At 71.9% G+C, this 24965-nt stretch carries 22 protein-coding genes and 1 tRNA gene; 10 read left to right on the forward strand and 13 right to left on the reverse strand.

Annotated features, from left to right (window positions below):
* Window positions 1–6: 6 nt before the first annotated feature.
* Window positions 7–366, forward strand: coding sequence for an MmcQ/YjbR family DNA-binding protein (locus ACIPSJ_RS32485; protein ID WP_401351241.1), 360 nt, complete (start codon window positions 7–9; stop codon window positions 364–366).
* Here the strand turns inward: ACIPSJ_RS32485 and ACIPSJ_RS32490 are convergent, their stop codons facing one another.
* Together ACIPSJ_RS32490 and ACIPSJ_RS32495 are read right to left on the reverse strand one after the other, a co-directional pair.
* Window positions 367–1278, reverse strand: a complete 912-nt coding sequence (locus tag ACIPSJ_RS32490; protein WP_401351242.1) for a transketolase family protein — start codon at window positions 1276–1278, stop codon at window positions 367–369.
* Window positions 1279–1315: 37 nt separating this feature from the next.
* Complete coding sequence (locus ACIPSJ_RS32495; protein WP_359221665.1) at window positions 1316–2017, reverse strand: transketolase; 702 nt, start codon at window positions 2015–2017, stop codon at window positions 1316–1318.
* 140 nt (window positions 2018–2157) lie between these two features.
* On the opposite strand from ACIPSJ_RS32495, the gene ACIPSJ_RS32500 reads away from it, so the two are divergent.
* Window positions 2158–2231, forward strand: a tRNA-Pro gene (locus ACIPSJ_RS32500).
* Between the two features lie 255 nt (window positions 2232–2486).
* On the opposite strand, the gene ACIPSJ_RS32505 is transcribed toward ACIPSJ_RS32500, so the two are convergent.
* Window positions 2487–3134, reverse strand: coding sequence for a TetR/AcrR family transcriptional regulator (locus ACIPSJ_RS32505; RefSeq protein WP_401351245.1), 648 nt, complete (start codon window positions 3132–3134; stop codon window positions 2487–2489).
* 140 nt (window positions 3135–3274) lie between these two features.
* Here ACIPSJ_RS32505 and ACIPSJ_RS32510 point away from each other — a divergent pair, with 140 nt between their 5' ends.
* The 3 genes from ACIPSJ_RS32510 to ACIPSJ_RS32520 all read left to right on the forward strand — a co-directional run bounded on the left by ACIPSJ_RS32510 (window position 3275) and on the right by ACIPSJ_RS32520 (window position 6821).
* A complete protein-coding gene (locus ACIPSJ_RS32510) occupies window positions 3275–4213 on the forward strand; it encodes an MBL fold metallo-hydrolase (RefSeq protein ID WP_401351247.1) in 939 nt (312 codons plus the stop codon).
* A 68-nt stretch (window positions 4214–4281) separates the two neighbouring features.
* Window positions 4282–5880, forward strand: coding sequence for an MFS transporter (locus ACIPSJ_RS32515; protein WP_401351249.1), 1599 nt, complete (start codon window positions 4282–4284; stop codon window positions 5878–5880).
* Window positions 5877–6821, forward strand: coding sequence for a fumarylacetoacetate hydrolase family protein (locus ACIPSJ_RS32520; RefSeq protein WP_401351250.1), 945 nt, complete (start codon window positions 5877–5879; stop codon window positions 6819–6821). Before ACIPSJ_RS32515 ends, ACIPSJ_RS32520 begins: the two co-directional genes overlap by 4 nt.
* A 523-nt stretch (window positions 6822–7344) precedes the next feature.
* Here the strand turns inward: ACIPSJ_RS32520 and ACIPSJ_RS32525 are convergent.
* The 6 genes from ACIPSJ_RS32525 to ACIPSJ_RS32550 all read right to left on the reverse strand — a co-directional run bounded on the left by ACIPSJ_RS32525 (window position 7345) and on the right by ACIPSJ_RS32550 (window position 14221).
* The gene (locus ACIPSJ_RS32525) at window positions 7345–8346 is read right to left on the reverse strand and encodes an N-acetylglucosamine kinase (RefSeq protein ID WP_401351251.1); all 1002 of its coding nucleotides are present in this window, start codon (window positions 8344–8346) and stop codon (window positions 7345–7347) included.
* Window positions 8339–9622, reverse strand: a complete 1284-nt coding sequence (locus tag ACIPSJ_RS32530) for a 6-phospho-beta-glucosidase (RefSeq protein ID WP_401351253.1) — start codon at window positions 9620–9622, stop codon at window positions 8339–8341. The genes ACIPSJ_RS32525 and ACIPSJ_RS32530 overlap by 8 nt, the downstream gene beginning before the upstream one ends.
* A gap of 46 nt (window positions 9623–9668) precedes the next feature.
* Window positions 9669–10526, reverse strand: a complete 858-nt coding sequence (locus ACIPSJ_RS32535) for a carbohydrate ABC transporter permease (protein ID WP_359221653.1) — start codon at window positions 10524–10526, stop codon at window positions 9669–9671.
* Window positions 10523–11521 (reverse strand): carbohydrate ABC transporter permease, encoded by a 999-nt coding sequence (locus ACIPSJ_RS32540; RefSeq protein ID WP_401351254.1) that lies wholly within the window; start codon window positions 11519–11521, stop codon window positions 10523–10525. The genes ACIPSJ_RS32535 and ACIPSJ_RS32540 overlap by 4 nt, the downstream gene beginning before the upstream one ends.
* Window positions 11522–11523: 2 nt before the next feature.
* Window positions 11524–12885, reverse strand: a complete 1362-nt coding sequence (locus ACIPSJ_RS32545) for an ABC transporter substrate-binding protein (RefSeq protein WP_401351256.1) — start codon at window positions 12883–12885, stop codon at window positions 11524–11526.
* Window positions 12886–13012: 127 nt separating this feature from the next.
* Window positions 13013–14221, reverse strand: a complete 1209-nt coding sequence (locus tag ACIPSJ_RS32550) for an ROK family transcriptional regulator (protein WP_401351258.1) — start codon at window positions 14219–14221, stop codon at window positions 13013–13015.
* Between the two features lie 145 nt (window positions 14222–14366).
* On the opposite strand from ACIPSJ_RS32550, the gene ACIPSJ_RS32555 reads away from it, so the two are divergent.
* Window positions 14367–15275 carry a TIGR01777 family oxidoreductase gene (locus ACIPSJ_RS32555; RefSeq protein WP_401351260.1) on the forward strand — a complete coding sequence of 303 codons (909 nt, stop codon included), beginning with the start codon at window positions 14367–14369 and terminating at the stop codon, window positions 15273–15275.
* On the opposite strand, the gene ACIPSJ_RS32560 is transcribed toward ACIPSJ_RS32555, so the two are convergent.
* Window positions 15272–15976, reverse strand: a complete 705-nt coding sequence (locus ACIPSJ_RS32560; RefSeq protein WP_401351262.1) for a GntR family transcriptional regulator — start codon at window positions 15974–15976, stop codon at window positions 15272–15274. The two genes, ACIPSJ_RS32555 and ACIPSJ_RS32560, sit on opposite strands and share 4 nt — an antisense overlap.
* 168 nt (window positions 15977–16144) lie before the next feature.
* Here ACIPSJ_RS32560 and ACIPSJ_RS32565 point away from each other — a divergent pair, with 168 nt between their 5' ends.
* The 4 genes from ACIPSJ_RS32565 to ACIPSJ_RS32580 are packed head-to-tail and all read left to right on the forward strand — an operon-like array spanning window position 16145 to window position 21804.
* On the forward strand, window positions 16145–17119 hold the full coding sequence (locus ACIPSJ_RS32565; protein ID WP_401351264.1) for an ornithine cyclodeaminase family protein: 975 nt from the start codon (window positions 16145–16147) through the stop codon (window positions 17117–17119).
* Window positions 17116–18597, forward strand: a complete 1482-nt coding sequence (locus ACIPSJ_RS32570) for an NAD-dependent succinate-semialdehyde dehydrogenase (RefSeq protein ID WP_401351265.1) — start codon at window positions 17116–17118, stop codon at window positions 18595–18597. The genes ACIPSJ_RS32565 and ACIPSJ_RS32570 overlap by 4 nt, the downstream gene beginning before the upstream one ends.
* 15 nt (window positions 18598–18612) lie before the next feature.
* Window positions 18613–19632, forward strand: a complete 1020-nt coding sequence (locus ACIPSJ_RS32575; RefSeq protein ID WP_401351267.1) for a dihydrodipicolinate synthase family protein — start codon at window positions 18613–18615, stop codon at window positions 19630–19632.
* Between the two features lie 42 nt (window positions 19633–19674).
* Window positions 19675–21804 (forward strand): SpoIIE family protein phosphatase, encoded by a 2130-nt coding sequence (locus tag ACIPSJ_RS32580; protein ID WP_401351269.1) that lies wholly within the window; start codon window positions 19675–19677, stop codon window positions 21802–21804.
* Window positions 21805–21840: 36 nt separating this feature from the next.
* On the opposite strand, the gene ACIPSJ_RS32585 is transcribed toward ACIPSJ_RS32580, so the two are convergent.
* Genes ACIPSJ_RS32585 through ACIPSJ_RS32595 form a run of 3 tightly spaced genes read right to left on the reverse strand, consistent with a single transcriptional unit; the run spans window position 21841 to window position 24956 of the window.
* Window positions 21841–22368: an NUDIX hydrolase family protein gene (locus tag ACIPSJ_RS32585; protein WP_355714883.1), complete on the reverse strand. Its 528-nt coding sequence runs from the start codon at window positions 22366–22368 to the stop codon at window positions 21841–21843.
* Between the two features lie 42 nt (window positions 22369–22410).
* Window positions 22411–23553 (reverse strand): amidohydrolase family protein, encoded by a 1143-nt coding sequence (locus ACIPSJ_RS32590; RefSeq protein ID WP_401351271.1) that lies wholly within the window; start codon window positions 23551–23553, stop codon window positions 22411–22413.
* Window positions 23553–24956: a glutamine synthetase gene (locus ACIPSJ_RS32595; RefSeq protein ID WP_401351273.1), complete on the reverse strand. Its 1404-nt coding sequence runs from the start codon at window positions 24954–24956 to the stop codon at window positions 23553–23555. Before ACIPSJ_RS32595 ends, ACIPSJ_RS32590 begins: the two co-directional genes overlap by 1 nt.
* Between the last annotated feature and the right edge of the window lie 9 nt (window positions 24957–24965).

The raw sequence follows: 24965 nt of genomic DNA on the forward strand, positions 1-24965 counted from the left end.
CGTGGCATGCCGGAAGCCGAAGACGTACGCCGTGTCGCCCTGTCCCTGCCGGACACCAGCGAGAAGGTCGCCTGGAGCATGCCCACCTTCCGGGTCGCCGGGAAGATGTTCGCCACCCTCCCCGAGGACGAGACCTCCATCGCCGTGCGCTGCCCGAAGGAGGAGCGCGACGAGTTGGTGCTGGCCGAGCCGGGCAAGTTCTGGATCGCCGGTCACGAGGCCCAGTTCGCCTGGGTCCGGGTGCGCCTCGCCGCGCTGGACGACGAGGCCGAACTGCGCGACATCCTCGCCGACTCCTGGAGACAGGCGGCCCCGCCCCGGCTCCTTGACTCCCACCCGGAGTTGGGGCTGTCCGGCGACAGCTGATCACCGCGGCACCGGCGCCGCGGCGAACCGTCCGATCCGCTCCCGCAGACTCCGCGCGTCCAGTCCGTGCGCGGCCACATGCTCCGCCACCGTCCCGTACCGCCGCAGTTCGCGCCGCCCCACGCCCAGCCCGAGCGTCCGGTGCGGCACGCCGGCGAGCGCCTCGGCCACGGCCGCCGTGGACGTCCCCGCCAGGTACGGCTCGACCAGCACGACATCGGTACCCGCGGACTCCGTGGCCCGGCGCAGCGCGGCCCCGTCGAAGGGCCGTACGGTCGCCGCGTACAGCACCGTGACGTCGAGGCCCTCCGTCGCCTCCAGAACGGTGTCCAGCATCGGCCCGACGGCGACGACCACGCCGGAGCGGCCCTCGCGGACCGTGCGCGAGCGTCGGCCGTCGACCGGGAGCGCCGACCGGTTCGACTGCGCGGACAGGCGGACGTACACCTTGTCGTCGCCCGCGGCGACCGCGTGCCGCAGCAGGGTCTCCGCCTCGTCGGGATGCCCGGGCACATGCACGGTCCAGCCGTCCAGGGTGTCGAGCAGGGCGACGTCACCGGGCGCCATGTGGGTGTAGCCACCGGCCGGCCAGTCGAACGAGGCGGCCGCGCTGACCAGCACCGCGCCGGCGTCCTGGTGGCCGAGATCCAGCTTGAGCTGCTCGAAGGGCCGCTCGACGAGGAAGGAGGCGAAGGTGTGCACGACCGGCCGCAGCCCGGTCAGCGCCAGCCCGGCCGCCGCCCCGACCAGGAGTTGTTCGCGGATGCCCACGTTGATCACCCGGTCCGGGTGGAGACGGAGGGCCTCCTCGAAATTGGCCGCGCCGATCTCCGCGAGGACCACCGCGACCCGGGGGTTCTCGTCGAGGAGCCGGGCGGCAACAGGGGCGAAGCGGTCACGCATGGTGTCCATGGACGGGGGTTCCCTTCTCGGTGAACCGCCTGACGACTCAGGCGGACTTGGGCTCGACCCGGGCGACCACCACATGCGGGCGGCCCGGATGCGGGGTGGTGAACGCGGTGTACAGCGCCTCGTGGTCACGTCCGTCGACGGTCACCGCCGACCAGCCGGCCGCCTCGAAGCGCGCGGCGATCCCGCCCGGCCGGGCATGACGGGCGGAGGAGTTGTCGACGACGACGGTGCCCAGCCGCTCCAGCCCGGCCGGCCCGGCGAAGGCGATCGCCTCGTGGTTGCTGCCCTCGTCCAGCTCCGCGTCCCCGACCAGCACCCACACCCGCGGCTCGTGCAGCCCCTGGGCGCGCAGTCCGAGCGCGGTCCCGACGGCGATCGGCAGCCCGTGCCCCAGCGAGCCGCTGCCGATCTCGACGCCCGGCACCAGCGTCCGGTCGGGATGGTGGCCGAGCGGGGAGTCGTAGGAGCCGAAGCCCGCCAGCCACTCCCGCGGTACGAACCCCTTCGCGGCCAGCACCGCGTAGTACGCCATCGGCCCGTGCCCCTTGCTGAGCAGGAACCGGTCCCGGGCCGGGTCGTCGACGCGCTCCGGCGTGATCCGCAGCACCCGGTCGTAGAGCACCCACAGCACGTCGAGCGTGGAGGTCGCGGCCGGGCCGTGCTTCTCGTCGCCGGTCATCAGGCTCATCAGGGCGGGCAGGTCCGCATGGCCGACCGGTTGTTCCTCGGTGATCGTCATGACGACGATCGTCCAACCTCAACCAAACTTCAGGTCAAGCCGTCATCCGATCCGGACGAAACGCGTGCGCGACCACCGAGCCCGGTGCGGTATTGTTTCCTTGCGCGTTTCGACCGGGGAAACCCCAGGTCAAACGGCACCGGGACGTGGCGCAGCTTGGTAGCGCACTTGACTGGGGGTCAAGGGGTCGCAGGTTCAAATCCTGTCGTCCCGACTGGAGACAGTCGCAGGTCAGGGCCGGTTTCGGAGGCATCCGAAACCGGCCCTTGATCGTTCTTGGGGGCCGGATCAGGACCGCCACCCTTGACCGGGTCCAACGGGTCAGGACGATCGGGCTCGGCAGTGAGCGTGGTGCGCACAGCAGGCCGAGGTGTGCGGAGAGCGACGCCCCGGTGCGCACCCGCCACCCCGACAGGAATGTTGGGCAACGGCTCGTCGGTAGCGCCCGGTAGGTGCTGCCCAGTCGCTGTCAGGGCTCGCTGGAGTCCCCGCAGTTGGCCAGGAGCCCGCGCAGGATGATGTCGAGTGCGCCGCCGAGACGCTGGTGGAGGTCGAAGGGGGCCGGTTCCTCACGGATCCAGCGCAGGACCGTCGAGAAGTAGCAGGCGGCCAGGAGCGCTCCGGCCTGGTCGCTGTCGACGCCCGTCCTGATCTCCCCCCGGCGGCGCCCCTCTTCGACGATCCTGGTGAGCTCCACCTCCAGGGACGGGTCCTGGAGGAGGCGGCCGTAGCGCGCCGAGGCGTCCATCAGGACGGTGGTCTCCGCGCGGGAGGCGATGTTGAGGTCGGCCATCTCCTTGAGGTAGCGGTGCAGTCGGTCGTCGACCGGCAGGTTCTCCGCGTGCTCCGCGCCGAGGATCCCGGCGACCCGGGCGCGGCGGCGGGCGCCCCATTCCTCCAGGAAGCCGACCTTCTGCGCATAGTGGTTGAAGACGGTGGCACGGGCCACGTCGGCGGCCTCGGCGATCTGGTCCATGGTGGTCGCTTCGAACCCGCGGGTGACGAAGAGGCCGACAGCCGTGTCGTACAGCTGGTCGTACAGCTTGCGGCGCTTGCGCTCCTGACGTCCGACCGCCGCACCGGCCTCGTCGCCGGCCGCCACAGACCTGATGTTCATGGGCCCCAGTAGAGCACAGGTCCGCATGGCTCTTGACCTCTCCCCGGTATCTCTCTAGATTCCTCGCCACTGATGGACTCCAGTCCAAAGATGGACTGGAGTCCCGCGATGCTGGCTGTGAAATCCGACAAGGAGATGCCATGGCTTCCGTGACCCCCCGCACGGGTCGAATCACGCTCGGCGGCGGCTGCCACGCCTGGATGGCGGACGCCCGGGGCTGGGGCATGAGCAACGCGGGGCTGATCACCGGCCGGGGCGCGTCACTGCTCGTCGACTCCCTCTACGACCTGCGGCTGACCAGGCTCATGCTGGACACGCTGGCACCGGTCACGGCCACCGCGCCGATCACCACCGTGGTCAACACGCACGGCAACGGCGATCACTGGTTCGGCAACCAGCTCGTGGCCCACGCCGAGATCATCGCGGCCCGTGGGTCGGTGGCGGACATGCGACAGGTGGGCCCGGCCGAGATGCGGGCGTTGACCGATATGGACAATGCCGCAGGACACTTCGCCCGCCGCGCCTTCGGCCGCTTCGACTACTCCGGTATCGAACCGGTGCTGCCGAGCCGGGTCTTCGACGGCGAGGCGGTCCTGGACGTCGGCGGTACGGAGGTCCGCCTCATCGACGTCGGCCCCGCGCACAGCGCCGGGGACACGATCGTCCACGTGCCACGGGCCGGGGTCGTCTACACCGGTGACATCGTCTTCGCCCGCGCCACGCCGATCGTCTGGCACGGCCCCTTCGCCCGCTGGCTCGCCGCGTGCGACCTCCTGCTCGCTCTCGACGCCGACACCATCGTGCCCGGCCATGGACCGGTCACCACCAAACAGGCCGTCCGCGAGATCCGCGAGTACCTCCTACACGTCCACGAGCAGGCCACCGCCCGCTTCGCCGCCGGGATGCCCGTCATGGACGCCGCGCGCGACATCCGGCTCGGCCGCTTCGCGGATCTGGACGAAAGCGAACGCCTGGCCGTCAACGTCCACACCGTCTACCGGGAGCTCGACCCGGAACTGCCCCCGCTCGACGGCCCCGGACTGTTCGGCTGCATGGCCGAGCTGTGCACCGGCTCCTGACGGTCACGCAACTCTTCCAAATCCCCCGTCCTCGGTATGTGTATCCGCCGATCTTCAAAGGAGAAGTCATGGTCGCCACACCTGCCTACGACCCACCGACCGCCTCGTCCGGCATCGCCCTCGCCACTCCGCAACGCCACACAGGCACCATCCTGGCGGGCTGTCTGGCCGTCTGCCTCGCGCAGATCGGCCTTGTGCTGCCCGCCGCGATCAACGGCGTCATACAGCGTTCCCTTCAAGCCTCCGGCTCCGAACTGACCTGGATCAGCGACGCCTTCCTGGTGCCGGCCGCCGTACTCGCCCTGACCTTCGGTGTCGTGGGCGATCTGTACGGCCGTAGGAAACTGGTGGTGGGCGCGTCTCTGCTGGCCGCGATCGGCTATCTGGTCTCCGCCACCGCCGGCTCCGCGGCCCAGCTGATCACCGGGCAGGCGATCTCCGGCATCGGAGCCGCCGCCCTCTTCCCCGCCTCCCTGACGATGATCACCGCCGTCACCACCACACCGGCCGAGCGGGCCAAGGGGCTGGCCTCCTGGACCACGGCCCTGTCGCTGGGCGCCCTCGTCGCCCCGCTCCTGTCCGGCGGCATCGTCGAACACGCCTCCTTCCAGTGGGCCTTCGGCGTCACCGGCGTGATCGCCGTCGGCACCGCGGGCGCCGCCTGGCTGCTGGCGGCCGAGTCCACCGCTCCGGAGGGCCGCTCACTGGACTGGCCCGGTCAGATCACCATCGCCCTGGCCCTGCTCTCCCTGTTGTACGGCATCATCCAGGGCCCTTCCGACGGCTGGGGCTCGGCACCGATCGTGCTGTCCTTCACCGGTTTCGTCGTCTTCCTCGCCGCGTTCGTCGTGATGGAGAACCGCAGCGCCGCTCCGATGCTCCGGCTGGAACTCTTCCGCATCCGGGCCTTCGCCGCCTCGGCCGCGATGGCGGTGATCGGCATGTTCGGCTTCCTCGGCGGCGCCTACGACCTGAGCATCCGCCTGGGAGTCATCCAGCACCAGAGCCCCTTCCAGGCCGCCGTCCCCTTCGTGATCATCCAGGGCATCACCCCGTTCATCTGGCCCCTGCTGGTCCGCCTGCTGCACCGCGTCGGCCCCGGCCCCATGCTCGTCACCGGCTTCGTCTCGCTGGCCACCGCCCAGCTGTGGCTGCGGGCCGTGCCGGTCCAGGAGACCGGCCTGGCCCCCCTGCTGGGACCGCTGGTCCTCAACGGTGTGGGCTTCGGCCTGGTCGTCGCCGCCATCACCGCCGCCGCCGTCAATGTCGTACCGCCGGGCCTGACCGGCATGGCCGGCGCCACCACCAGCCTGGTCCGCGACCTCGGCCAGACCCTCGGCCCGGCCGTCGTCGGAGCGGTCGCCCTCGGCATGGCCGCGAGCCGGCTCACGGGCAGCCTCGCCGATGCGGGACTCACCCCCAAGGAGCACGGCATCGCCGACGCCGTCCTGGACGCGGGCGGCCCCCTGGCCCTGCACACCGCCGACCTCGGACCGCTCAGCGCCAAGCTCAGGCCGTTCACCTCGGACGCCCTGGCCCACGGCTACAACAACGCCCTGCTGCTCACCGCCGCCGCGTGCGCGGCCGCCGCCCTGATCGCCGCCGTCTTCGTCGGCTTCCGGTCCGGTGGAACCGGGCCGGTCGAGAGCAAGGAGAGCGTGGCGTGAAGTTCGCGAGCGTCGTCCACGACGGGAAACGGCAGTCCGGAGTCGCCGCCGACGGCAGGTTTCACGCGTTCGACCACCCCGTCGGCCTGCTTGATCTCATCGCGGAAGGGGAGGAGCCGCTGCGTGAGGCCGGAGAACGCGCGCTGGCCGGCGCCCTGCCCGTGGCCCTGGCCGACGTCCGGCTGTTGCCGCCGCTCGAACCGACCACCGTCCGTGACTACATGACCTTCGAGAGCCATGTCGCGGGCGTCGCGCGGGGATACGGCGACACGGTTCCCGAGGAGTGGTACACCGCGCCCGCGTTCTACTTCACCAACCCGTACGCGATGATCGGTGCCCACGACGACGTCCCCGTACCGCCCGGTTGCCGGCGCTTCGACTTCGAACTCGAAGTGGCCGCCGTCATCGGCAAAGCCGGCCGGGACCTCACTCCCGAGCAGGCACGCGAACACATCATCGGCTACACGATCCTCAACGACTGGTCCGCCCGCGACCTGCAAGGCCGCGAGATGAAGGTCAAACTCGGCCCCGCCAAGGGCAAGGACACCGCCACCACGCTCGGCCCCTGGCTGGTCACCGCCGACGAACTCGAACCCCACCGCGACGCAGAGGGCTTCCTCGACCTCGCCCTGACCGTGTACGTCAACAGCGAGATGGTGGGGCAGGACCGGCTGTCCAACATGGCGTGGACATTCGAGGAGATGGCGGCCTACGCCTCCCGCGGCACCTGGATCCGACCCGGTGACGTCCTGGGCTCGGGCACCTGCGGCAACGGAGGCTGCCTCGCCGAACTCTGGGGCCGCCACCATGTCTTCGAACCGCCGCCGCTGGTCGTCGGCGACACCGTCACCATGACGGTCGAAGGGATCGGCGCCGTCAGCAACACCGTCACCGAGGGCGTCCCACCGGTGTCCCTGCCCAGCGCCCGGCGCAGGGGCTGAACGCCGGGCGCCCGGTTCGGCAGGGCGGCCCGTTCAGGCGTCGCCCCTGAGCGGCCGAGCCCCCGTCCCATGAGGGTCGCGCTGATCGCTCAGCGCGACCCCGGCGGCGCATCCGGTCCCCTCGGCCACCGTGGTGCGCCGATGAAGCCGGACTTTCCGGCTCCGGGGTGAGCGAGGGAATCACAGCGGGCCCGTGGCCGAGTCATGGTGCGCTGCGGCCGGCCGGTCCGGTTCTCCCGACGGGCCCTTGGCGGTCCAGCCCTGGACGACGGGCCAGGTGGTCGTGGGCTACTGGTTGGTTCTGGCGGACGATGCGATCTACGTCCGGTCCCACGCACCGTGGCCGTTCTCGCTGCACGCGGGCCAGCCGGTCGTGAGGGGGTAGGTGCCGCTGACCACCTCGGCCTGCCCGACACCGTCACTGACCGTCGCCGACCGCGACGGAGGCAGTCACAGACGGTGCTCACCAGCGGGTTTGCCGATATCGGCAGGCCCGCTGGGTGCGTTTGGGCCTGTCGGGCGGTCAGTCCAGGTGGGCGGTCGGGGGTCTGCGGTCGGCGATGGTCTTGCGGAGGCGGTCCTGTGCGTCGGCGGGGGCGTCCGCGGTCACCAGGGCCTGCGCCACCGCGCCCGCGACCGGGGCCACGTCGAGGACCACGGGACGCGCCAGCGGTGCCTCGGCGGCGAGGCGGGAGCCGATGTGGTCCCGCAGCAGCAACTGATCGTTCTGCAGGGTGCCGCCCCCCAGGACCACCGGGGTCACGGTGCGCAGCAGGCGGAGCCGGCGCAGCAGGGCGGTCACCATGGCGACGATCTCGTCGCCGAGGCGTTCCACGATGCCCCGTGCCACGGCGTCACCGCCCTCCGCGGCGGCGAAGACCACGGGCGACAGGCCGTGCAGAGCGGTCACCGGGATCTCACCGGCGCTCACGGCCAGCGCGACGGCCTCCACGCTGTCCAGGCCGAAGCAGACCGGCAGCTCCTGGCGCAGCCGGGTCGCCGGCCCCCGTCCGTCGCCCGCGCGCACCGCGGCACCCAGGCCGGCCCGGGCCACCGCGAGCCCGCCGCCCCAGTCCCCGGTGATGTCGCCGAGCGAGAGGAACCGGGCCGAACGGCCGCCCGGATGGACGGCGGCCGCGTTGATACCGGCACCGGACACCACCGCCACCCCCCAGCCGTCCGGCGCGCCGGCCCGCAGGACGGCCAGGGTGTCGTTGCGCACGAGGACGCGTTCCGCCACGTCCAGCCCGGTCAACTGGCGCAGCGCCAGCCGCTCCTGGGCCCGGCGGTCCACGTTCGCGAGGAAGTACGCGCCGGCCGAAAGAGGGGTCGACCCGGGCAGGCCCGCCTGCGCGAGCGCCTGCCGCCCGAGGTGGGCGAGCCGTTCCGTGGTGGTCTCCATGCCCTCGGTGTGCGGGCGGGTGCCCGCGCCGCGCACCCAGGACAGCAGCCGTCCCTCGGTGTCCGCGAGGACGAGGTCGGTCTTGGAGTTCCCGCCGTCGACGCCCACCACCAGCTCAGGCATCGGCGGCCTCGCTCGCGGAGAACCGGGGCAGATGGCGGCGGTTGGCCTCCAGCAGGGCGTCGAGGACTTCGGCGGCGAGCCCCCATTCGCGGACGAGCGGATTGGCCACCAGCGCTCTGCGGGCCACCGTACGGTCCCCGGTCAGGGCCGCCTCGACGGCCAGCGTCTCGTACGCGGTGACCGCCTGGACCAGTCCGAGCATCTCGGGCGGCAGCGGCGGCACCGGCACCGGGTGCGGTCCGGCGGTGTCGACGTCGGCGGCCACCTCGACCACGGCCTCGTCGGGGAGTCCGGCCAGCAGACCGTCGTTGCGGATGTTGACGTAGTGGTGGGCGCCGTCGCCGGTGAGCAGGCTGGTGACCAGGGCGGCCGCGGCTTCGCTGTAGTAGGCGCCGCCGCGCTGCTCCAGCAGGTCGGGCTTGTGGTCGAGGGCCGGGTCGGCGTAGAGGGCGAGCAGCTCCTGCTCGATGGCGAGGACCTTTTCGGCCCGGTGGCCGCCCGCCTTCTGGGCCCGGACCTCCTGTTCCGTGCAGTAGAAGTAGTGGAGGTAGTAGGAGGGGACGGCACCGAGGTCGCGCAGGGCCCCGGCGGGGACGCGGAGTTCCGCGGCGAGCTGGTCGAGGGCGGGCCCGGTCAGCAGTTCCGGCAGGCGGTCCACGCCGTCGACGGTGACCGAGCGGATCCAGGACAGGTGGTTGAGGCCCGCGTGGCCGAGGCGCACCCGGCCGGGGTCGGTGCCGAGACGGGCGGCCAGCTGCCGCTGGAACTTGATCGCCACGTTGCACAGGCCGACCGCGCGGTGCCCGGCGTCGAGCAGGGCGCGGGTGACGATGCCGACCGGGTTGGTGAAGTCGACGATCCAGGCGCCGGGCAGGGCCCGGCGTCGTACCTCCTCCGCGATGTCGAGCACCACCGGCACCGTGCGCAGCGCCTTGGCGAAGCCGCCGGGTCCGGTGGTCTCCTGGCCGAGCAGGCCGAACCGGTTCGGGAGGGTCTCGTCGACCAGCCGGGCCGCCTGCCCTCCCACCCGCAGCTGGATCAGGACCGCGGCGGCTCCGTCGACCGCCTCGGTGAGGTCGGTCGTGGTGGTCAGCCGGCCGGGGAAGCCCTGGCGGGCGAGGATACGGCGGGCCAGGCCGCCGATGACGGCGAGGCGTTCGGCGTCGATGTCGTGCAGGACGAGCTCGTCGACCGGCAGTACGTCGGCGCGCCGGGCGAAGCCCTCGATCAGTTCGGGCGTGTAGGTACTGCCACCGCCGACAACGGTGATCTTCACTCGTGCTCCCATGAGAGATGCGGGGGCGGCTCGGCCCCGGAAGGGTTCAGCCCTTGACGCCGGTGAGCGCGATGCCCTCGACGAAGACCTTCTGCGCCAGGAAGAACAGCACCAGGACCGGCAGCAGGAACATCAGCGAGGCCGCCATCTGGAGCTGGTAGGCGTTCTGGTGCCCGTTCTTGGCGAGCTGGCTGAGGGCCACCGCGAGGGTCTGGCCGGTGTCGCTGTTGCCCGTGTAGAGCAGCGGGTTGTAGAAGTCGTTCCAGGCGTAGAGGAAGGCGAACAGGCCGACCGCGGCGATCGCCGGGCGGGCCATCGGGATCAGCACCCGCCACAGGATGCGCAGTTCGCCCGCGCCGTCCACCCGGGCCGCCTCGGTGAACTCGTCCGGGATGGTGAGGAAGAACTGGCGCAGCAGGAAGATGCTGAACGCGTCGCCGAAGAACGACGGCACGATGAGTGGCTTGAGCGTGCCCACCCAGCCGGCGTGCGCGTACATGACGTACAGCGGCAGGCTGGTGACCTGGGCCGGGATCATCATGGCGGCCAGGACGACCAGGAAGACCGCCTCCCGGCCGCGCCACTTCAGCCGGGCCAGCGCGTAGGCCACCGGCACCGAGGAGACGACCACACCGATCGTGGACAGCCCGGCGTACAGCATGGTGTTGAGCAGGTCGCGGCCGAACGGCATGGCCTTGAAGACCTCGCCGAAGTTGCCGAACTCCCAGGGTGAGGGCCACAGCGAGCCGGTGCCCGCCTGGTGCTGGGTCATGAACGCGGTGAGCACGCCGATGGTCAGCGGGAGGAGGAAGCAGAGCGCGACGGCGACGGCGGGCGCGTGCTCGGCGAGCAGGTACAGCGCGCGGCGCCCGGCACGGGGCCTGGTCAGGGGAACAGTGCTCATCGGCCACCGCCCGAGTAGTGCACGAAACGGCGCGAGGCGCGGATGAAGACCACGGTCGCCGCGAAGATGACGAGGAACAGCAGCCAGGCCATCGCCGAGGCATAGCCGGTCTTGAAGTACGCGAAGCCCTGCCGGTACAGCTCGGTGGAGTAGAACAGCAGCGAATTGGCGGGGTAGCCGATCAGGTCGTTGCTGGAGGAGGTGGCGTTCGCGGAGCTGGAGGCGACGAACGCCTCGGTGAAGTACTGGAAGGTGTAGATCATCCCGGTGAGCAGGGCGAAGAAGATCACCGGGGAGATCGCCGGGAGGGTGACGCTGCGGAACTTCTGCAGGGTGCCCGCGCCGTCGAGTTCGGCGGCCTCGTACAGCTCGCGCGGTACGTCGAGCATGGCGGCGGAGAAGATCACCATCACGTTGCCGCTCGCCCACAGCGCCATCAGGACGAGGCTGGGCTTGGACCAGGCCGGGTCCGAGAACCAGCCGGGTCCGTCGATCCCCACCCAGCCCAGCAGCCGGTTGAGCGGGCCGACGGGGTTCAGCAGCACGATGAACGACAGGGCCGCGGCCACCACCGGCACCATGGACGGCAGGAAGAACAGCGTGCGGTACACCGCCCGGCCGCGCTTGACGCGGATGATCACCCAGGCGGTGAACATGGCCCAGGCGGTGCGCAGCGGCACCATGACGACGACCATCCACAGGGTGTTGCGCACGGCCACCCAGAACGTGTCGGACTGGCTGAACAGGGCGCGGTAGTTGCGCAGTCCGACGAACTGGACCGGGCGGTAGGAGCCCGCCTGGAAGTCGGTGAGCGAGTAGTAGAGCGTGGCGGCCACCGGGTAGAGCACGAAGACGCAGAACCCGATGACGAACGGGGACAGGAAGGCCAGGACGACCCACCAGCGGGCCCCGCTCGCGCGCCGCCGCCCGCCCCGGGCGGCGCGCGTGCGCGCGCCGCCCGGGGCCTCGCCGACCGGGGCGAGAGTGGTCGTCATCTCTACTGCCCGCTCTCGGAGTTGAGGTCGTCGATCTTCTTCCCGACCCCGGCAAGGCCGCTCGCGGCACTGCTGACCTTGCCCTGCTCGTAGTCGAGGAGGAACGCCCGCCAGGTGTCCATGTCCTCGATGCCGGCGGGGGTGAGCGTCTTGTAGGTGGAGTTCTTGTTCTCGAAGACGTCGACGAACGGCTTCCAGTGCGGGTCGTTCCGCTTGTCCCAGGCCTTGAGTGCGGCGAACGTGGTCGGGATGTTGTAGACCGTGTCCGCGAGGGTGTTCAGGAACGTCGTGTCGGTGGTGAGCTGCTGGAGCGCGAAGAACGCCTCCTGCTTGTGCTGGGAGCCCGCCGACAGGTAGGCGACCGTGCCGAGTGTGCTGCCCGCCCCGTAGGTGCCCGACGACCCGTCCAGGACCGGCATCGGCACCACGCCGTAGTCGAAGTCCTTCTTCTCCGCGGCGATCTCGCCGACGTGCCACTCACCGTCGTACTCCATGGCCGCGGCCCCGGTCAGCAGCGGGTTCCCCGCGTCGTCGGCGTGCGGCTGGTAACGGCCCACGAACTTCTGGACGTTGGCCTCGCCGTAGTAGCCGATGAGGTCCTGGTCCCACTTCAGCAGCTGCTGCCACTTGGCGTCGGAGGCGAAGGTGGTCCTGCCGTCCTTGCCGTAGAACTCGGTGCCGCTGTGCGCGCCGGTGAACAGGTACCGGTTGACGTCGTAGTCGGAGCGGGGCACGAAGCCGTAGGTCTTGATCGAGCCGTCCGCGTTCTTGACGGTCAGCTTCTTGGCGTCGGCGGTGAGTTCGGCGAGGGTGGTGGGCGGCTTGGTGATACCCGCGGCCTTGAACATCTGCTTGTTGTAGTAGAGCGCGAAGGCGTCGGTCAGCAGCGGCAGCGCGCACTGCTTGCCCTGGTAGCGGGTGTAGGCGAGGGTCGCGGCCGGGAAGGTCTTCGCCGTGTCGATCTTGGCGGAGGTGAGGTAGGGGCCGAGGTCGGCGACCGTGCCGTTGTAACAGAACTTGGCCACGTTGTCGGGCGCCGAGCTGATGAAGACGTCGGGGGGATCGCCCGCGGCGACCGCCTTGGCGTAGGCGGCGTCGTCCTTGTTGGGGACGAACTTCACGGTCAGCCACGGGTACTTGGTGTGCAGCCGGCCGAGGGTCGCCTTGAAGGCGGCCACCTCGTTGGGGAGGTGGTTGAAGGTCCAGACGGTGACGGTGGTGGCCTGGTGCGAGGCGCCCGCGGAGATGGCGGTGTCGGGTTCTGACGACGAGGCCCCGGTGGACGTGCAGCCGGCCAGCAGCAGCACTCCTGCGGCCGTGACGGACACGACCCCGGTGACAGGCCCGGTGATAGGTTTGAACACTGATCGTCCTTCCTCGGAGACGGGATTCCCTGGGTGACGGATCGGTCGTCGGTCACCCGGGCACGGCAATGCCCGGTGACCTGAAGCGGCGGCGCTGTCCGGCAAGACGGCGTCGCCGCGGTGTTTCTCAGGACAGAGCCGAGGGCTCGGTCTGGGGGACAGGGGTGGTGGCGGCGGCGAAGGCGGCCTCGCGGGCCAGCTTCGCCGACATGGTGGTCGCTCCGGTGAGCACGGCGTCCTGGCCGAGCCCGGAGGCGACGACGGTCGGCCGGAACGTACTGAAATCGGCCAGATGACGGGCGACCGGTTCGAGCAGCAGATCGCCGTTGGCGCCGATGGCGCCGCCCAGCACGATCAGCGCCGGGTCGATCAGGGGTACGACACAGGCCACCACGTAGGCGACACTGCGGGCGGTGTCGTCCACGATCTCCAGCGCGCCCGGGTCGCCGGCGCGGGCGAGCGCGAAGACGGTGAGCGGGCTGCCGTCGCCCGGCAGTCCGCGCCGCCGGGCCTCGGTGCTGATGTAGCGGGCGCCCAGGTGCTCCTGCACCAGGTCCCGGCGCTGTCCGGCCGGCGCGATCATGCGGTCGCTGGGCAGGTAGCCTGCCTCGCCCGCGACCCCGGTGGCGCCCCGCCGGACCTTGCCGTCCACCACCAGCCCGAGACCGAGTCCGACGCCCAGGCTGACCAGGACGAAGTCGTCGGTCTCGGTGCCCAGACCGTGGGTGCGCTCGGCCAGCGCCGCGAGGTTCACGTCGTTCTCCAGCACCAGGGGCACGGGGACCGCCCGCCCGAGCGCCTCGCCGAGCCCGCTCCCGGCGTCGGGCAGTCCGGTGGTGTACGACAGCTGCCGTCCGTCCGGGCCGACCGCGGCCGGCAGTCCGGCGACGACCTGGGCGATCTCCGGGAGCTCCTTTCCGACCTGTCCGGCCAGGTCGACGCACATGTCCAGGATCTGCCCGACGAACGCGTCGGCGCCCCGTTCCCCGTGCTGCTCGGTCTCGGCACGCCCGCGGATCCGTCCCGTGACGTCGGCGACCGCGGCGCGGATCCTGCGGTGCCCGACGTCCACGCCGATCCCGAAGGCGCAGTCGGCGTTCACTCCGTACTGCGCCGGCGCCGGGCCCTTGCGGCCGGTCGCCGGGCCCACCTCGGTGATGACACCGCGCTCCAGCAGCAGCCCGACCGCGGCGGCGACCGTGGGCCGGGAGAGCGGGATCCGGCCCGCCAGATCCGTGGTCGTGACGGGACCGGCCTCGTCGATCGCCTCCAGAACGGCACGCCCGTTGAGGGAACGCAGCAACCGCTGCGGGCCTGCTGGATAACGGCGGGTCACGGTGCCCTCATCTCGCCATCAGACTCTGTAAGAAAGAAAGTTGCTTATTTATACGCTTGGGGGTGGCCGGATTCAACCCTCCCGGCCGGAGTACTCTGATCAGTGAGAGTTTGAAGACTCAAACATCTGCTCATCGGAGAACGTCATGCGCGTCGCGATCACCGGTTCCACCGGACTCATCGGTTCCGCCCTCACCCGCTCCCTCCTCGCCGACGGCCACCGCGTGCTGCGTCTGACCCGCGCCCGGACCGCGCCGCAGCGGGCGGACGGAACCGAATCCGCGGTCTGGGAGCCCGGCGCCCGACTGGACCCGGCCGTACTGGACGGCGTCGACGCCGTGGTGCACCTGGCCGGTGCCGGGGTCGGTGACCGGCGCTGGACCCAGACCTACAAGCAGGAGATCCGGCTCAGCCGCCTCCAGGGGACCCGGACCGTCGCCGAGGCGTGCGCCGAGGCCGCCCGGCCGCCCCGGGTGCTGGTCTCGGCCTCGGCCGTCGGCTACTACGGCGACACCGGCGACCGTGTCGTCACGGAGTCCGACCCGGCCGGGGACGACTTCCTGGCCTCCGTCTGCGTCGGCTGGGAGGCCGCCGCCGCGCCCGCCGAGCGGGCCGGCGTCCGCGTCGTCCACCCGCGCACCGGTCTCGTGGTCTCCGCCGACGGCGGCGCCTGGGGCAGGCTGTTCCCGCTCTTCCGGTTCGGCCTCGGCGGCCGGCTCGGCTCCGGCGACCAGTTCTGGCCCTTCATCTCCCTGCCCGACCACATCGCCGCCCTGCGTCACGCGATCGACCGTGACGACATCGCCGGACCCCTCAACCTCACCGCCCCCGAACCGCTGACGAACCGTGAGATCACCCGGGCGACGGGCCGCGTCCTGCACCGGCCCACCCTCGCCGCCGTCCCCGGCTTCGCGCTGAGGATCGCCCTCGGCGAGTTCGCCGACGGCATCACCGGCAGCTGCCGGGCCGTCCCCGCGGGCCTGCTGAAGACGGGCTTCACCTTCCGGCGGCCCGGCATCGAGGAAGCCCTGCGCGCCGCCCTGTCCCGGAGCTAGCCGATCGGGTCCGTCGTCCCCGCGGCCGCCAGGACCGCCGCCAGCGAGGAGCCCGGCTCGATCCGGTGGTCGTCGCCCATGGCCATCCGGTGCGCCGTCAGGATGTGGTCGCGGGTGGCGGCCGCGGCGGCCTCCGGGTCCCGGCGCTCGCACGCGTCGAGGATCGCCGCGTGGTGGTGCCCGGCCGGGCTGTGCCGCAGGTCGAAGTGCATCCGGATGCGCTCGGCCTGACCGGCGAGGCTCTCGATCTCGTGCAGCAGCACCGCGGACCCGGCGCGCTGGTAGAGCGCCATGTGGAAGCGGCGGTTGAGCTCGTTGAAGTCCCGCTGCGCATGCGCGCCGGACAGCGCGGCGTCCAGCCGCTCGTGCGCGTCCCGCATCGCCGCGAGGTCCTCCTCCCGCAGCCTCGGCACGGCGATGCGGGCGGCCAGCGTCTCCAGGTGGATCCGCAGCGCGGCCACCTCCTCCGCGAGCCCCAGATCCACCTCGGCCACCACCACACCCCGGTACGGCAGCCGTCGTACCAGACCGGCGCTGTCCAGCTGGAGGATGGCCTCGCGGACCGGGGTGCGGCTCAGCCCCAGGCTCGCGGCGATCTCCGTCGGGTCGAGCCGGTCCCCGGGGGCCAGCTCGCCGGACACAATGCGCTCCTGCAGGTGCTCGAACACCAGGTCAGCGGCGCGCCGCTGGATGCTGGGCATATCCACCCGCTCCTTCGTTCTTCCCTCTACCGACTGCGGACAACTTAGCGTCACGGCCTTGTCTGTACAGAATATCCAATGTTCAATGTCCAGAACATTGGATGCCAGAGCATCTGATGCCGACGCGTCGGATGCCCTGACCGACCGCACATCCCCGACGGAGTGCCCGTGACGATCTTTCTCACCGACGCCGACGTCCGAGCCGCCTTCGGCTGGCCCGAGGCCGTCGCCGCCCTGCGCGCCGCCTACTCGACGCCGCCGGACGAGGCCCGCTTCCCGCCCCGCACGATGGCCCGCGGCGAGGGCCTGTGGCTGCGCACCCTCAGCGGGGTGCCGGGCGACGGTGCCCCGATGGGCGCCAAGCTGATCGCCGCCTCCCCGCGCGCCCGGCGGGCCTCGTATCTGATCCCGCTCTTCGACCAGGACACCGTCGAACTGCTCGCCCTCCTCGACGGCAACGCGATCACCGGCTTCCGCACGGCGGCCACCTCGGCGCTCGCCGCCGACGCGCTCGCGCCCGCCGGCCCCCTGAAGGTCGGCGTGATCGGCTCCGGCTTCGAGGCCCAGCACCACGTCCGCGCGCTCGCCGCGATCCGCGCGCTCTCCTCGGTCACCGTCTTCAGCCCCGACCCGGCCAGCCGCGCCCGCTGCACGGACCGCCTCGCCGACCTGGGCGTGCCGTTGCACACGGCGGACAGCGCCGAAGCCGCAGTGGAGGGCGCCTCCCTGGTGCTCTGCGCGGCCCGCTCCCGCGACGAACGGCCGACCCTGCGCCAGGTGCCGGCGGGCGCCACCGTCGTCTCGATCGGCTCCACGCTGCCCGAACAGCGGGAACTGGGCGCGGAGGCGATCGAGCGGGCGGACCTGATCGTCGCCGACCAGGTCCACGAGGTGGCGTACGAGACCGGTGACCTGATCGCCGCGAAGAAGGCGGGCGTCGACTTCGCCGGGAAGCTGGTCCCGCTCGCCGACGTCATGTCCGGCCGGATCCAGGGGCGTTCGGACCCCGACGCGACCGTCGTCTACAAGTCCGTCGGCTCCGCCGTCCAGGACCTCGCCGTCGCCGCGATGTGCGTCCGCCGGGCCGCCGAACTCTCCCTCGGCACCGAACTGCCGGTCACCATCGCCCCGGTCGCGAAGTGAGGACCCCCGTGCTGCGCCGCGAACTCGACGACCCGGCCCTGCTGAAGAACGCCGCCTACGTCGACGGCACATGGCTGACGGCCCCGGACACCTTCGCCGTACACGACCCGGCCACCGGTGAGGTGCTGGCCCGGGTGCCCCTCCTGGACCGCGCGCGGACCGCCGCGGCGATCGACGCGGCGCACCGGGCACTGCCCGCCTGGCGCGCCCTGGCCGCCAAGGAACGGTCGCGGATCCTGCGCCGCTGGTACGACCTCGTCACCGCGCACGCCGACGACCTCGCCCGGCTCATCGTGCTGGAGGAGGGCAAGCCCTTCGCCGAGGCGCTCGGCGAGGTCGCCTACGCCGCCTCCTTCCTGGAGTGGTTCGCCGAGGAGGCCAAGCGGGTGCGCGGGGACGTGATGGCGGCCCCCGAGGCCTCGCGGCGGATCGTCGTCCTCAAGGAGCCGGTCGGCGTCTGCGCGGCGATCACGCCCTGGAACTTCCCGGCCGCGATGATCACCCGCAAGGCGGGCCCGGCACTCGCCGCCGGCTGCACCATGGTCCTCAAGCCCGCCGAGCAGACCCCGCTGACCGCCCTCGCCCTGGCCGAACTCGCCGAACGCGCGGGCGTTCCGGCCGGTGTCCTCAACGTGCTCACCGGCGACCCGCGCGAGATCGGCCCCGAGCTGACCGCCAACCCCCTCGTCCGGAAGCTCACGTTCACCGGCTCCACCGAGGTCGGCCGGCTGCTGCTCGCCCAGTCGGCGGCGACCGTCAAGCGGACCTCCATGGAACTGGGCGGCAACGCGCCCGTCCTGGTCCTCGACGACGCCGACCTCGACCTGGCGGTCGCGGGCGTGCTCGCGGCCAAGTACCGCAACACCGGGCAGGCCTGCATCAGCGCCAACCGGGTCTACGTCCAGGACGGCGTGTACGACGCGTTCGCCGCGAAGCTGGCCGAGAAGGTCGCCGGGCTCGTCGTCGGGGACGGCTTCGAGGACGGCGTACAACAGGGGCCGCTGATCGACGAGGACGCCGTCGCCAAGGTCGAGGCGCAGGTGGCCGACGCGGTCGCCAAGGGCGCCGAGGTGCTGCACGGCGGCCGACGGCACGCGCGCGGCGGGCTGTTCTACGAGCCGACCGTCCTCACTGGCGTCACCGCCGGCATGGCCGTGACCCGGGAGGAGACCTTCGGCCCGCTCACCCCGCTGATCCGGTTCACCGACGAACAGGACGCGGTCCGCGCCGCCAACGACACCGAGTTCGGCCTCGCCGCCTACCTGTTCGCCCGCGACGCCGAGCGCGTCTGGCGGGTCGGCGCCGCCCTGGAGGCGGGCATGGTCGGCATCAACACCGGACTCATCTCCAACGAGGTCGCCCCCTTCGGCGGCGTCAAGCAGTCCGGGACCGGCCGCGAGGGCTCCGTCTACGGCATCGAGGAATTCCTGGAACTCAAGTACCTCGCCTGGGAAGGCGCCGGCACCCCGAAGACCTGAAAGGACCGCACGGACATGGCCCGTTACACCCGCGCCGAAGCCCGCGAATGGGCGCGCGAGAACCTCGTCGGCGTCGTCAACTGCACCATCCCGTCGTTCACCGGCGACCTGAGGCACATCAACGAGAAGGCGATCCGCCACGACACCCGGCTCGCGATCGAGCACGGCTTCATGGGCACCCTGGGTGTCTCGGAAGTCTCCATCCAGCTCCCCGAGTACCTGGACTTCCTGAGGATCACCAAGGACGAGGCCGGCGAGTCGTTCCTCCTTGTCCACCACGGCAGTTGGAGCACGCTGGAGCAGAACATCGAGGCGGTGAAGGGAGCGGAGGAAGCGGGCGCCGAGCTGGTGCTGCTGTCCTACCCGCCGAACTTCTACCCGGAGACCGAGCAGGACGTCTACGACTACACCAAGGCCGTCTGCGACGCGACGAACCTCGCCGTCATGCTCTTCCCCATGTACCTGTGGGGGTTCAGCCCCCGCATCCACCCCTCCGACATCCCGGTCCGCCTGCTGAGGCGGCTCGTCGACGACTGCCCCAACATCGCCGCGATCAAGGCCGAGGGCGGGTTCCCCAGCATCCAGTCCGTCATCGAGTGCCACCGGCACTTCGGCGACGAGGTGGTCATCTCCATGCCCATCGAGGGAGAGCTGATCCCGCTCTCCCAGATCATGCCGCTCCGGTTCTCGGCCACCAGCGACCACGAGTACTACGGTCCGATGATCCCGCGCGCCTTCGATCTGCTGCGCGAGGGCAAGTACGACGACGCGGCCGACCTCTACTGGCGGCTGCACCCCGCCCGGAAGACCAAGTCCGGACTGGCGCCCGCCCTGCACGGCGGCGCCTTCCTCAACCGGCAGGCCTGGAAGTTCCAGGGCTGGCTCCAGGGCTACAACGGCGGCCCGCTGCGCCAGCCCACCCAGCGCATCCACGACGCCCAGATGACCGCCCTGCGCAAGGGCCTCATCGACGCCGGACTGGAACCGAGCATGGACCCGTTCCGCGACTTCTTCATCGGCCGCAACCCGGCCTAGCTCCCCGGTGGTCGCCCCGATCTCCCGCGTTAACCTGTGGTTATGTGCCCGAACCGCCTGGAAGGGGCCGCATCCGACCCGTCCCCGGCCGCGGGGACGGGGGCGCCGGTGCTGGCGCTTCGGCAGGCGGTGGTGAGTGTCGGGGGCCGGGGCGCGATCCTGCACCGGTGGGATCCCGGCGCGGGCCGGCTGAGCCTGGTCGCGGTGGACGGGGTCGGGGCCGGGGAGGCGGGGGCCTGGGCGGAGCTGGGGGAGGACCAGGACGTGCCGCCGTCCCGGGCGCTGCGGCGGGGTGTCCTGGTGCGGACGGCGGGGGACGACCTCGGGACGGGGGCGTCCGGCACGGTGGCGGTGCCGCTCATCGGCGCCGAGGGGCTGGTCGGCACGCTCTCGGTGCTGCTGGCCGAGGGCGCCGGGCCGGACGACCTGCAGCTGTCGTTCCTGCACGCGGTGGCGGCCTGGGCCGCCGAGCACCTGGAGCGCCCCGCCGGGCGCCCACCGCGCCAGGGGCCCGGGCCCGAGCAGGTGCGGACGGCCAAGGCGGTGGAGCTGACCGCGGCCCTCGCCGAGGCGGTGACGGTCCAGGACGTCGTACGGTCCGTGGCCCACCACGTCCTGGCCCCGTCCGGCGCCGACGGCCTGATCGTCTCCGTGTTCGAGGACGGCCGGCTGACCAGGGTCGGCGAGGTCGGATACCCGCTGGACTACCTCAAGCGCTTCGAGGGCCCACTGACCGCGGGCATGCCCGTCACCGACGTGCTGCGGACGCGGCGGCCGCAGTTCCTGGAGTCGCCGGAGCAGATCTACGAACGCTATCCGGGCGTCACGGACAAGATCCTGATGGGTACCTCGCCGAAGATGGCGTGGGCGTTCCTGCCGCTGATCGCCTCCGGACGCGCCGTCGGCGTCTCGGTCCTCTCCTACAACCAGCCGCGCGCCTTCAGCGACGAGGACCGTGCCCTGCTGACCACGCTCAGCGCCCTGGTCGGCCAGGCGCTGGAACGGGCCCGGCTGTACGACCTGGAGCACGCCCGCGCCCAGGAACTGCAGAGCGCCCTGCTGCCCCGGACCCTGCCCCGGCTGCCCGCCGCCGTCGCCGCCGCGCGCTATCTGCCGGCGGGCCGGGGCGAACAGGTGGGCGGCGACTGGTTCGACGTGATCCCGCTCTCCGCCGACCGGGTCGCCCTGGTGGTGGGCGACGTGATGGGCCACGGCATCGCCGAGGCCGCCACCATGGGCCGGCTGCGCACCGCCGTACGCACCCTCGCCGACCTGGACATGGCCCCGGACGAACTGCTGGGCCACCTCAACGACCTGGTCAGCGACCTGGGCGAGGACTTCTACGCGACCTGCCTCTACGCCGTCTACGACCCGGTCGGCCGCACCTGCTGCTACTGCCTGGCCGGTCATCCGCCGCCGGTCTTCGTGTTTCCCGACGGCACCGTGCACAGCCCCGTCCTGAGCCCCGACCCGCCGCTCGGCGCGGCCACCCCGCCGTTCACCGCGCACGAACTGCCGCTGCCCGACGGGAGCCTGGTCGTGCTGTGCACCGACGGGCTCATCGAGTCCGCGGGCCAGGACGCCGACCAGGGGCTGGCCAGGCTGGTGCGGCTGCTGTCCGGGGCCGCCGTGCGCCCGGCCCGCTTCGACGAGGGAGTGCGTGGCCTGGAGGAGCTGTGCGACACGGTCGTCGCGGCCCTGCTTCCCGATCGGGGCGAGACGACCGACGACGCGGCCCTGCTCATCGCCCGCACCCGGGCCCTGCCTACCGCGGACATCGCCTCTTTCGACCTGCCTGACGACCCCCGCGCGGCCGGCCAGGCCCGCGCACACGTTCGAGACCAGCTTGCGCGTTGGGGCCTTGACGACCTGGCGATGACCACCGAACTCCTGGTGAGCGAGCTGGTCGGCAACGTGATCCGGCACGCCAAGGGCCCCATGCGGCTACGGCTGCTGCGCAGCCGCATCCTGACCTGCGAGGTCTACGACGGCAGCCTCAGCACCCCGCGCATCCGCCAGGCCACCTACACCGACGAGGGCGGCCGCGGCCTCCAGCTGGTCGCCGCCCTCTCCCGGCGCTGGGGCGCCCGCTACCTCCGCGACGCCAAGTGCATCTGGACCGAGCAGGACATCCCGGACGGCACCGGGGACCGGGCCGGGGCCGCGCCCTGAACCCACCGCGCGTGGCGGACCCCGGGAACCGGCTCCCTAGGCCACGAAGCCCACATGGGCCAGGGCCTGCTTCAGCAGCACGCCGTGACCGCCGGGCATCTCGCCCTGCACGGCCAGGGACACCGCCTCCTGAGGGCTGAACCACACCAGGTCGAGGGCGTCCTGCCGGGGCCGGCAGTCACCGGTCACCGGCACGATGTAGGCCAGCGACACCGCGTGCTGACGCGGGTCGTGGTACGGCGTGACACCCAGCGTCGGGAAGTACTCGGCCACCGTGAACGGCTGCAGGGAGGCCGGCACCCGGGGCAGCGCGACCGGGCCCAGGTCCTTCTCCAGGTGGCGCAGCAGGGCGTCGCGGACCCGCTCGTGGTGCAGGACGCGGCCGGAGACGAGGGTCCGGCTGACCGTGCCGTCCGGGCCGATGCGGAGCAGCAGGCCGATGCTGGTGACTTCGCCGCTGTCGTCGACGCGCACGGGCACGGCCTCCACGTACAGGATCGGCATACGGGCGCGAGCCATCTCCAGCTCGTCGGAGGAGAGCCAACCGGGCGTGGTTTCGGTCATGTCAGACATTGCTTGATCATACTTTCCGGGTGGGGCGCGCGCTCAGTCGCGGCCGGGGTCCGATACGGGAAGTCCGTAGAGGCGACGGGCGTTGTCGCGTCCTGTCCAGGCGGCGATCCTCACGGCGTCGGTCGGGCTCATCTCGTCGGCGTCCACCCGGTCCTGGAGCAGACCGGCCAGCCCCTGCCGGAAGGACAGCGCGCCGAGATGATGGAACTCGGCCACACCATAGGCGTCCGAGCTGTACAGCAGTTTGCGGAACGGGGTGATCTCCATCGCCTCCGCCAGGACGGCGGCCGCCCGGGCCGGTCCCACATGATGCAGGGTGAGCCCGACATCGAGGTGAACATGCTCGAACACCGCGGCCAGATAGGCGGCTTGGCGGTGGAAGGGCCAGCAGTGCAGCAGGAGCACCGGGACGGTGCCGACGGTCAGCCGCAGCCAGTCGGTGAGCAGGGCCGGGTCCGCGCGGTGCAGCCGCAGGTCCGAGTCGCCGAAACCGGCGTGGAGTTGGAGCGGCAGCCCGAGACCGACGGCGGTCCACAGCAGGTGGCGCATGAGCACCGGGTCGGTGAGCCGGCCGCCGCGGGCGCCCCAGAGCGCGGCCGCCCGGGTCACCTCGGAGTACGTCGGCCGGGCCGGGTCCAGGTCGAAGCCGGTGCGGTAGGCGGCCACCGACTTGACCGCGACCACCCCCGGCCGCCGTACCGCCTCCTCGGCCGCCGCCCGGAAGGCGCCCGCGTACTCGTCCGCCTCGATGCCCCGCGCGGCCACCGCCTCGGCGATGCTCTCCAGCCGCACCACCTCGTACGCGGTGGCGTCGGCCGCCGCCGCGAGTTCGGCGGGGGAGGTGACCGGATGCGGGGTGTAGCCGGTGTCCACGCAGAACGTCTCCGTGTGCGCGGCTCTCAGGAACCGGCGGTTGACCTCCTGCCAGCCCAGTTCGGTACGGCGTGCCAGGTAGTCGGCGGCGGGGGCGTGCCGGGGCAGGTCGAGCAGGGGTGCGCAGTGCCGTCGTACGGCCAGGCCGACCGGGCTGTCGAACGGCGACACGCCCGGCCAGGCCTCGCCCTCGGTCAGCAGCGACTCGAAGTCCGCCGGTTCGAGGTCGGCGGTGACCGCGCCGTGGCAGTGGTGGTCGACGAGAGGGAGCGCGTCGAGGGTGTCCAGGACCGGTCCCGTCATCAGTACTTCCAGCGGTAGGCCGCCGCCACCCCGGCGTCGTCGAGATCGGCCACGGAGGCCGTCTCGCCCTCGCGTACGGCGACCACCGCGTCGGCGAGGACCGGGCCGAGCGCGGTGCGCAGCACCTCGTCCTCGCGGAACGCGTCGACGGCGTGGGAGAGCGAGGTCGGCAGCCGTCGTACACCCCGGGCCACCGCCTCGTCCGGGATCAGCCGGGCCGGGTCGTCGACGACCTCCTCGGGCAGCGGCGCGGCCGAGGCGATCCCGTCGAGTCCGGCGGCGATGACGCAGCCCAGGGCCAGATACGGGTTGGCGGCCAGGTCGACCGGCTTGACCTCCAGGTTGGCGTCCTGGCTCTGGTGGCCGTTGGTGCCGGTGACGATCCGGACCGCGGTCTCCCGGGTCTCCCGGCCCCAGGCCGTGAACACCCCCGCCCACTGGGAGGGTTTGAGCCGCAGATAGCTGGCCGGGCTCGGCGCGGTCACCGCCGTCAGCGCGGGCAGCCGCGTCAGCAGCCCGGCCACGAACGACTCGGCCTCGCCCGTCATGCCGTACCGGCCCTCGCCCCCGGAGTGCAGGTTGACGCCGTGGCGCCAGACGGAGAGGTGGAGATGGCCGCCGTTGCCGACGCCGCGCTCGGTGACGGCCGGGGAGAAGGAGGCCCGCAGCCCGTACTTGTGCGAGACCGCGCGGATGGTCTGCCGCACCAGGACGCTCTGGTCGGCCGCCGCCACCGGGTCCAGGGCGCCGGTGGAGAGCTCGAACTGGCCGGGGGCGTACTCGGGATGCAGCTGCGCGACCGGCACCTCCTGCTTCTCGAAGGCCGCGAGCAGGTCGGCGGTGTAGTCGCTCAGCTCGATCTGCCGGGTGGCGCCGTACGCCGGAGCCGTGGTCGCCGGGGCGAACTCGTCGTTGGGCGCGGCGGCCCGGCCGAGCGACCACTCGATCTCGATGCCCGCCTTGAAGGTGAGGCCGTGCCGTGCCTCGGCGTCGGCGACGATCCGGCGCAGGAAGGTGCGGCTGCACCCGGGGTGCCGGTCGCCCTCCTGGGTGATCCGGTCGACCGGCGCCCACGCCCAGCCGGGCTGCGCGGCCAGCACCACCAGCCGGTCCAGGTCCGGGTAGAGGCGCAGATCGCCGTCGGGGGAGCCGAGCACGTCGGTGCGCACGATCGCGTCGTTGGCCAGGAAGGTGTCGAACACGGGGGACATCCCGACGCCCCACGCCACCGCCGACTGGAGCCGCTGCCAGGGAACGGTCTTCACCCGGCAGATCCCTGCGGTGTCCACATAGGCCAGCACGATCCCGCGCACACCCTGCGCGGACAGTTCGTGGGCGAGGGCATGGGCCCGGGCATGATCGCCGGTGCGCCCACCGGGCACGGGGTCGACCAGGGGTGGCATACGACGTCC

Origin of the sequence: Streptomyces sp. NPDC090088, assembly GCF_044747345.1 — a bacterium.
Taxonomy (GTDB): Bacteria; Actinomycetota; Actinomycetes; order Streptomycetales; family Streptomycetaceae; genus Streptomyces.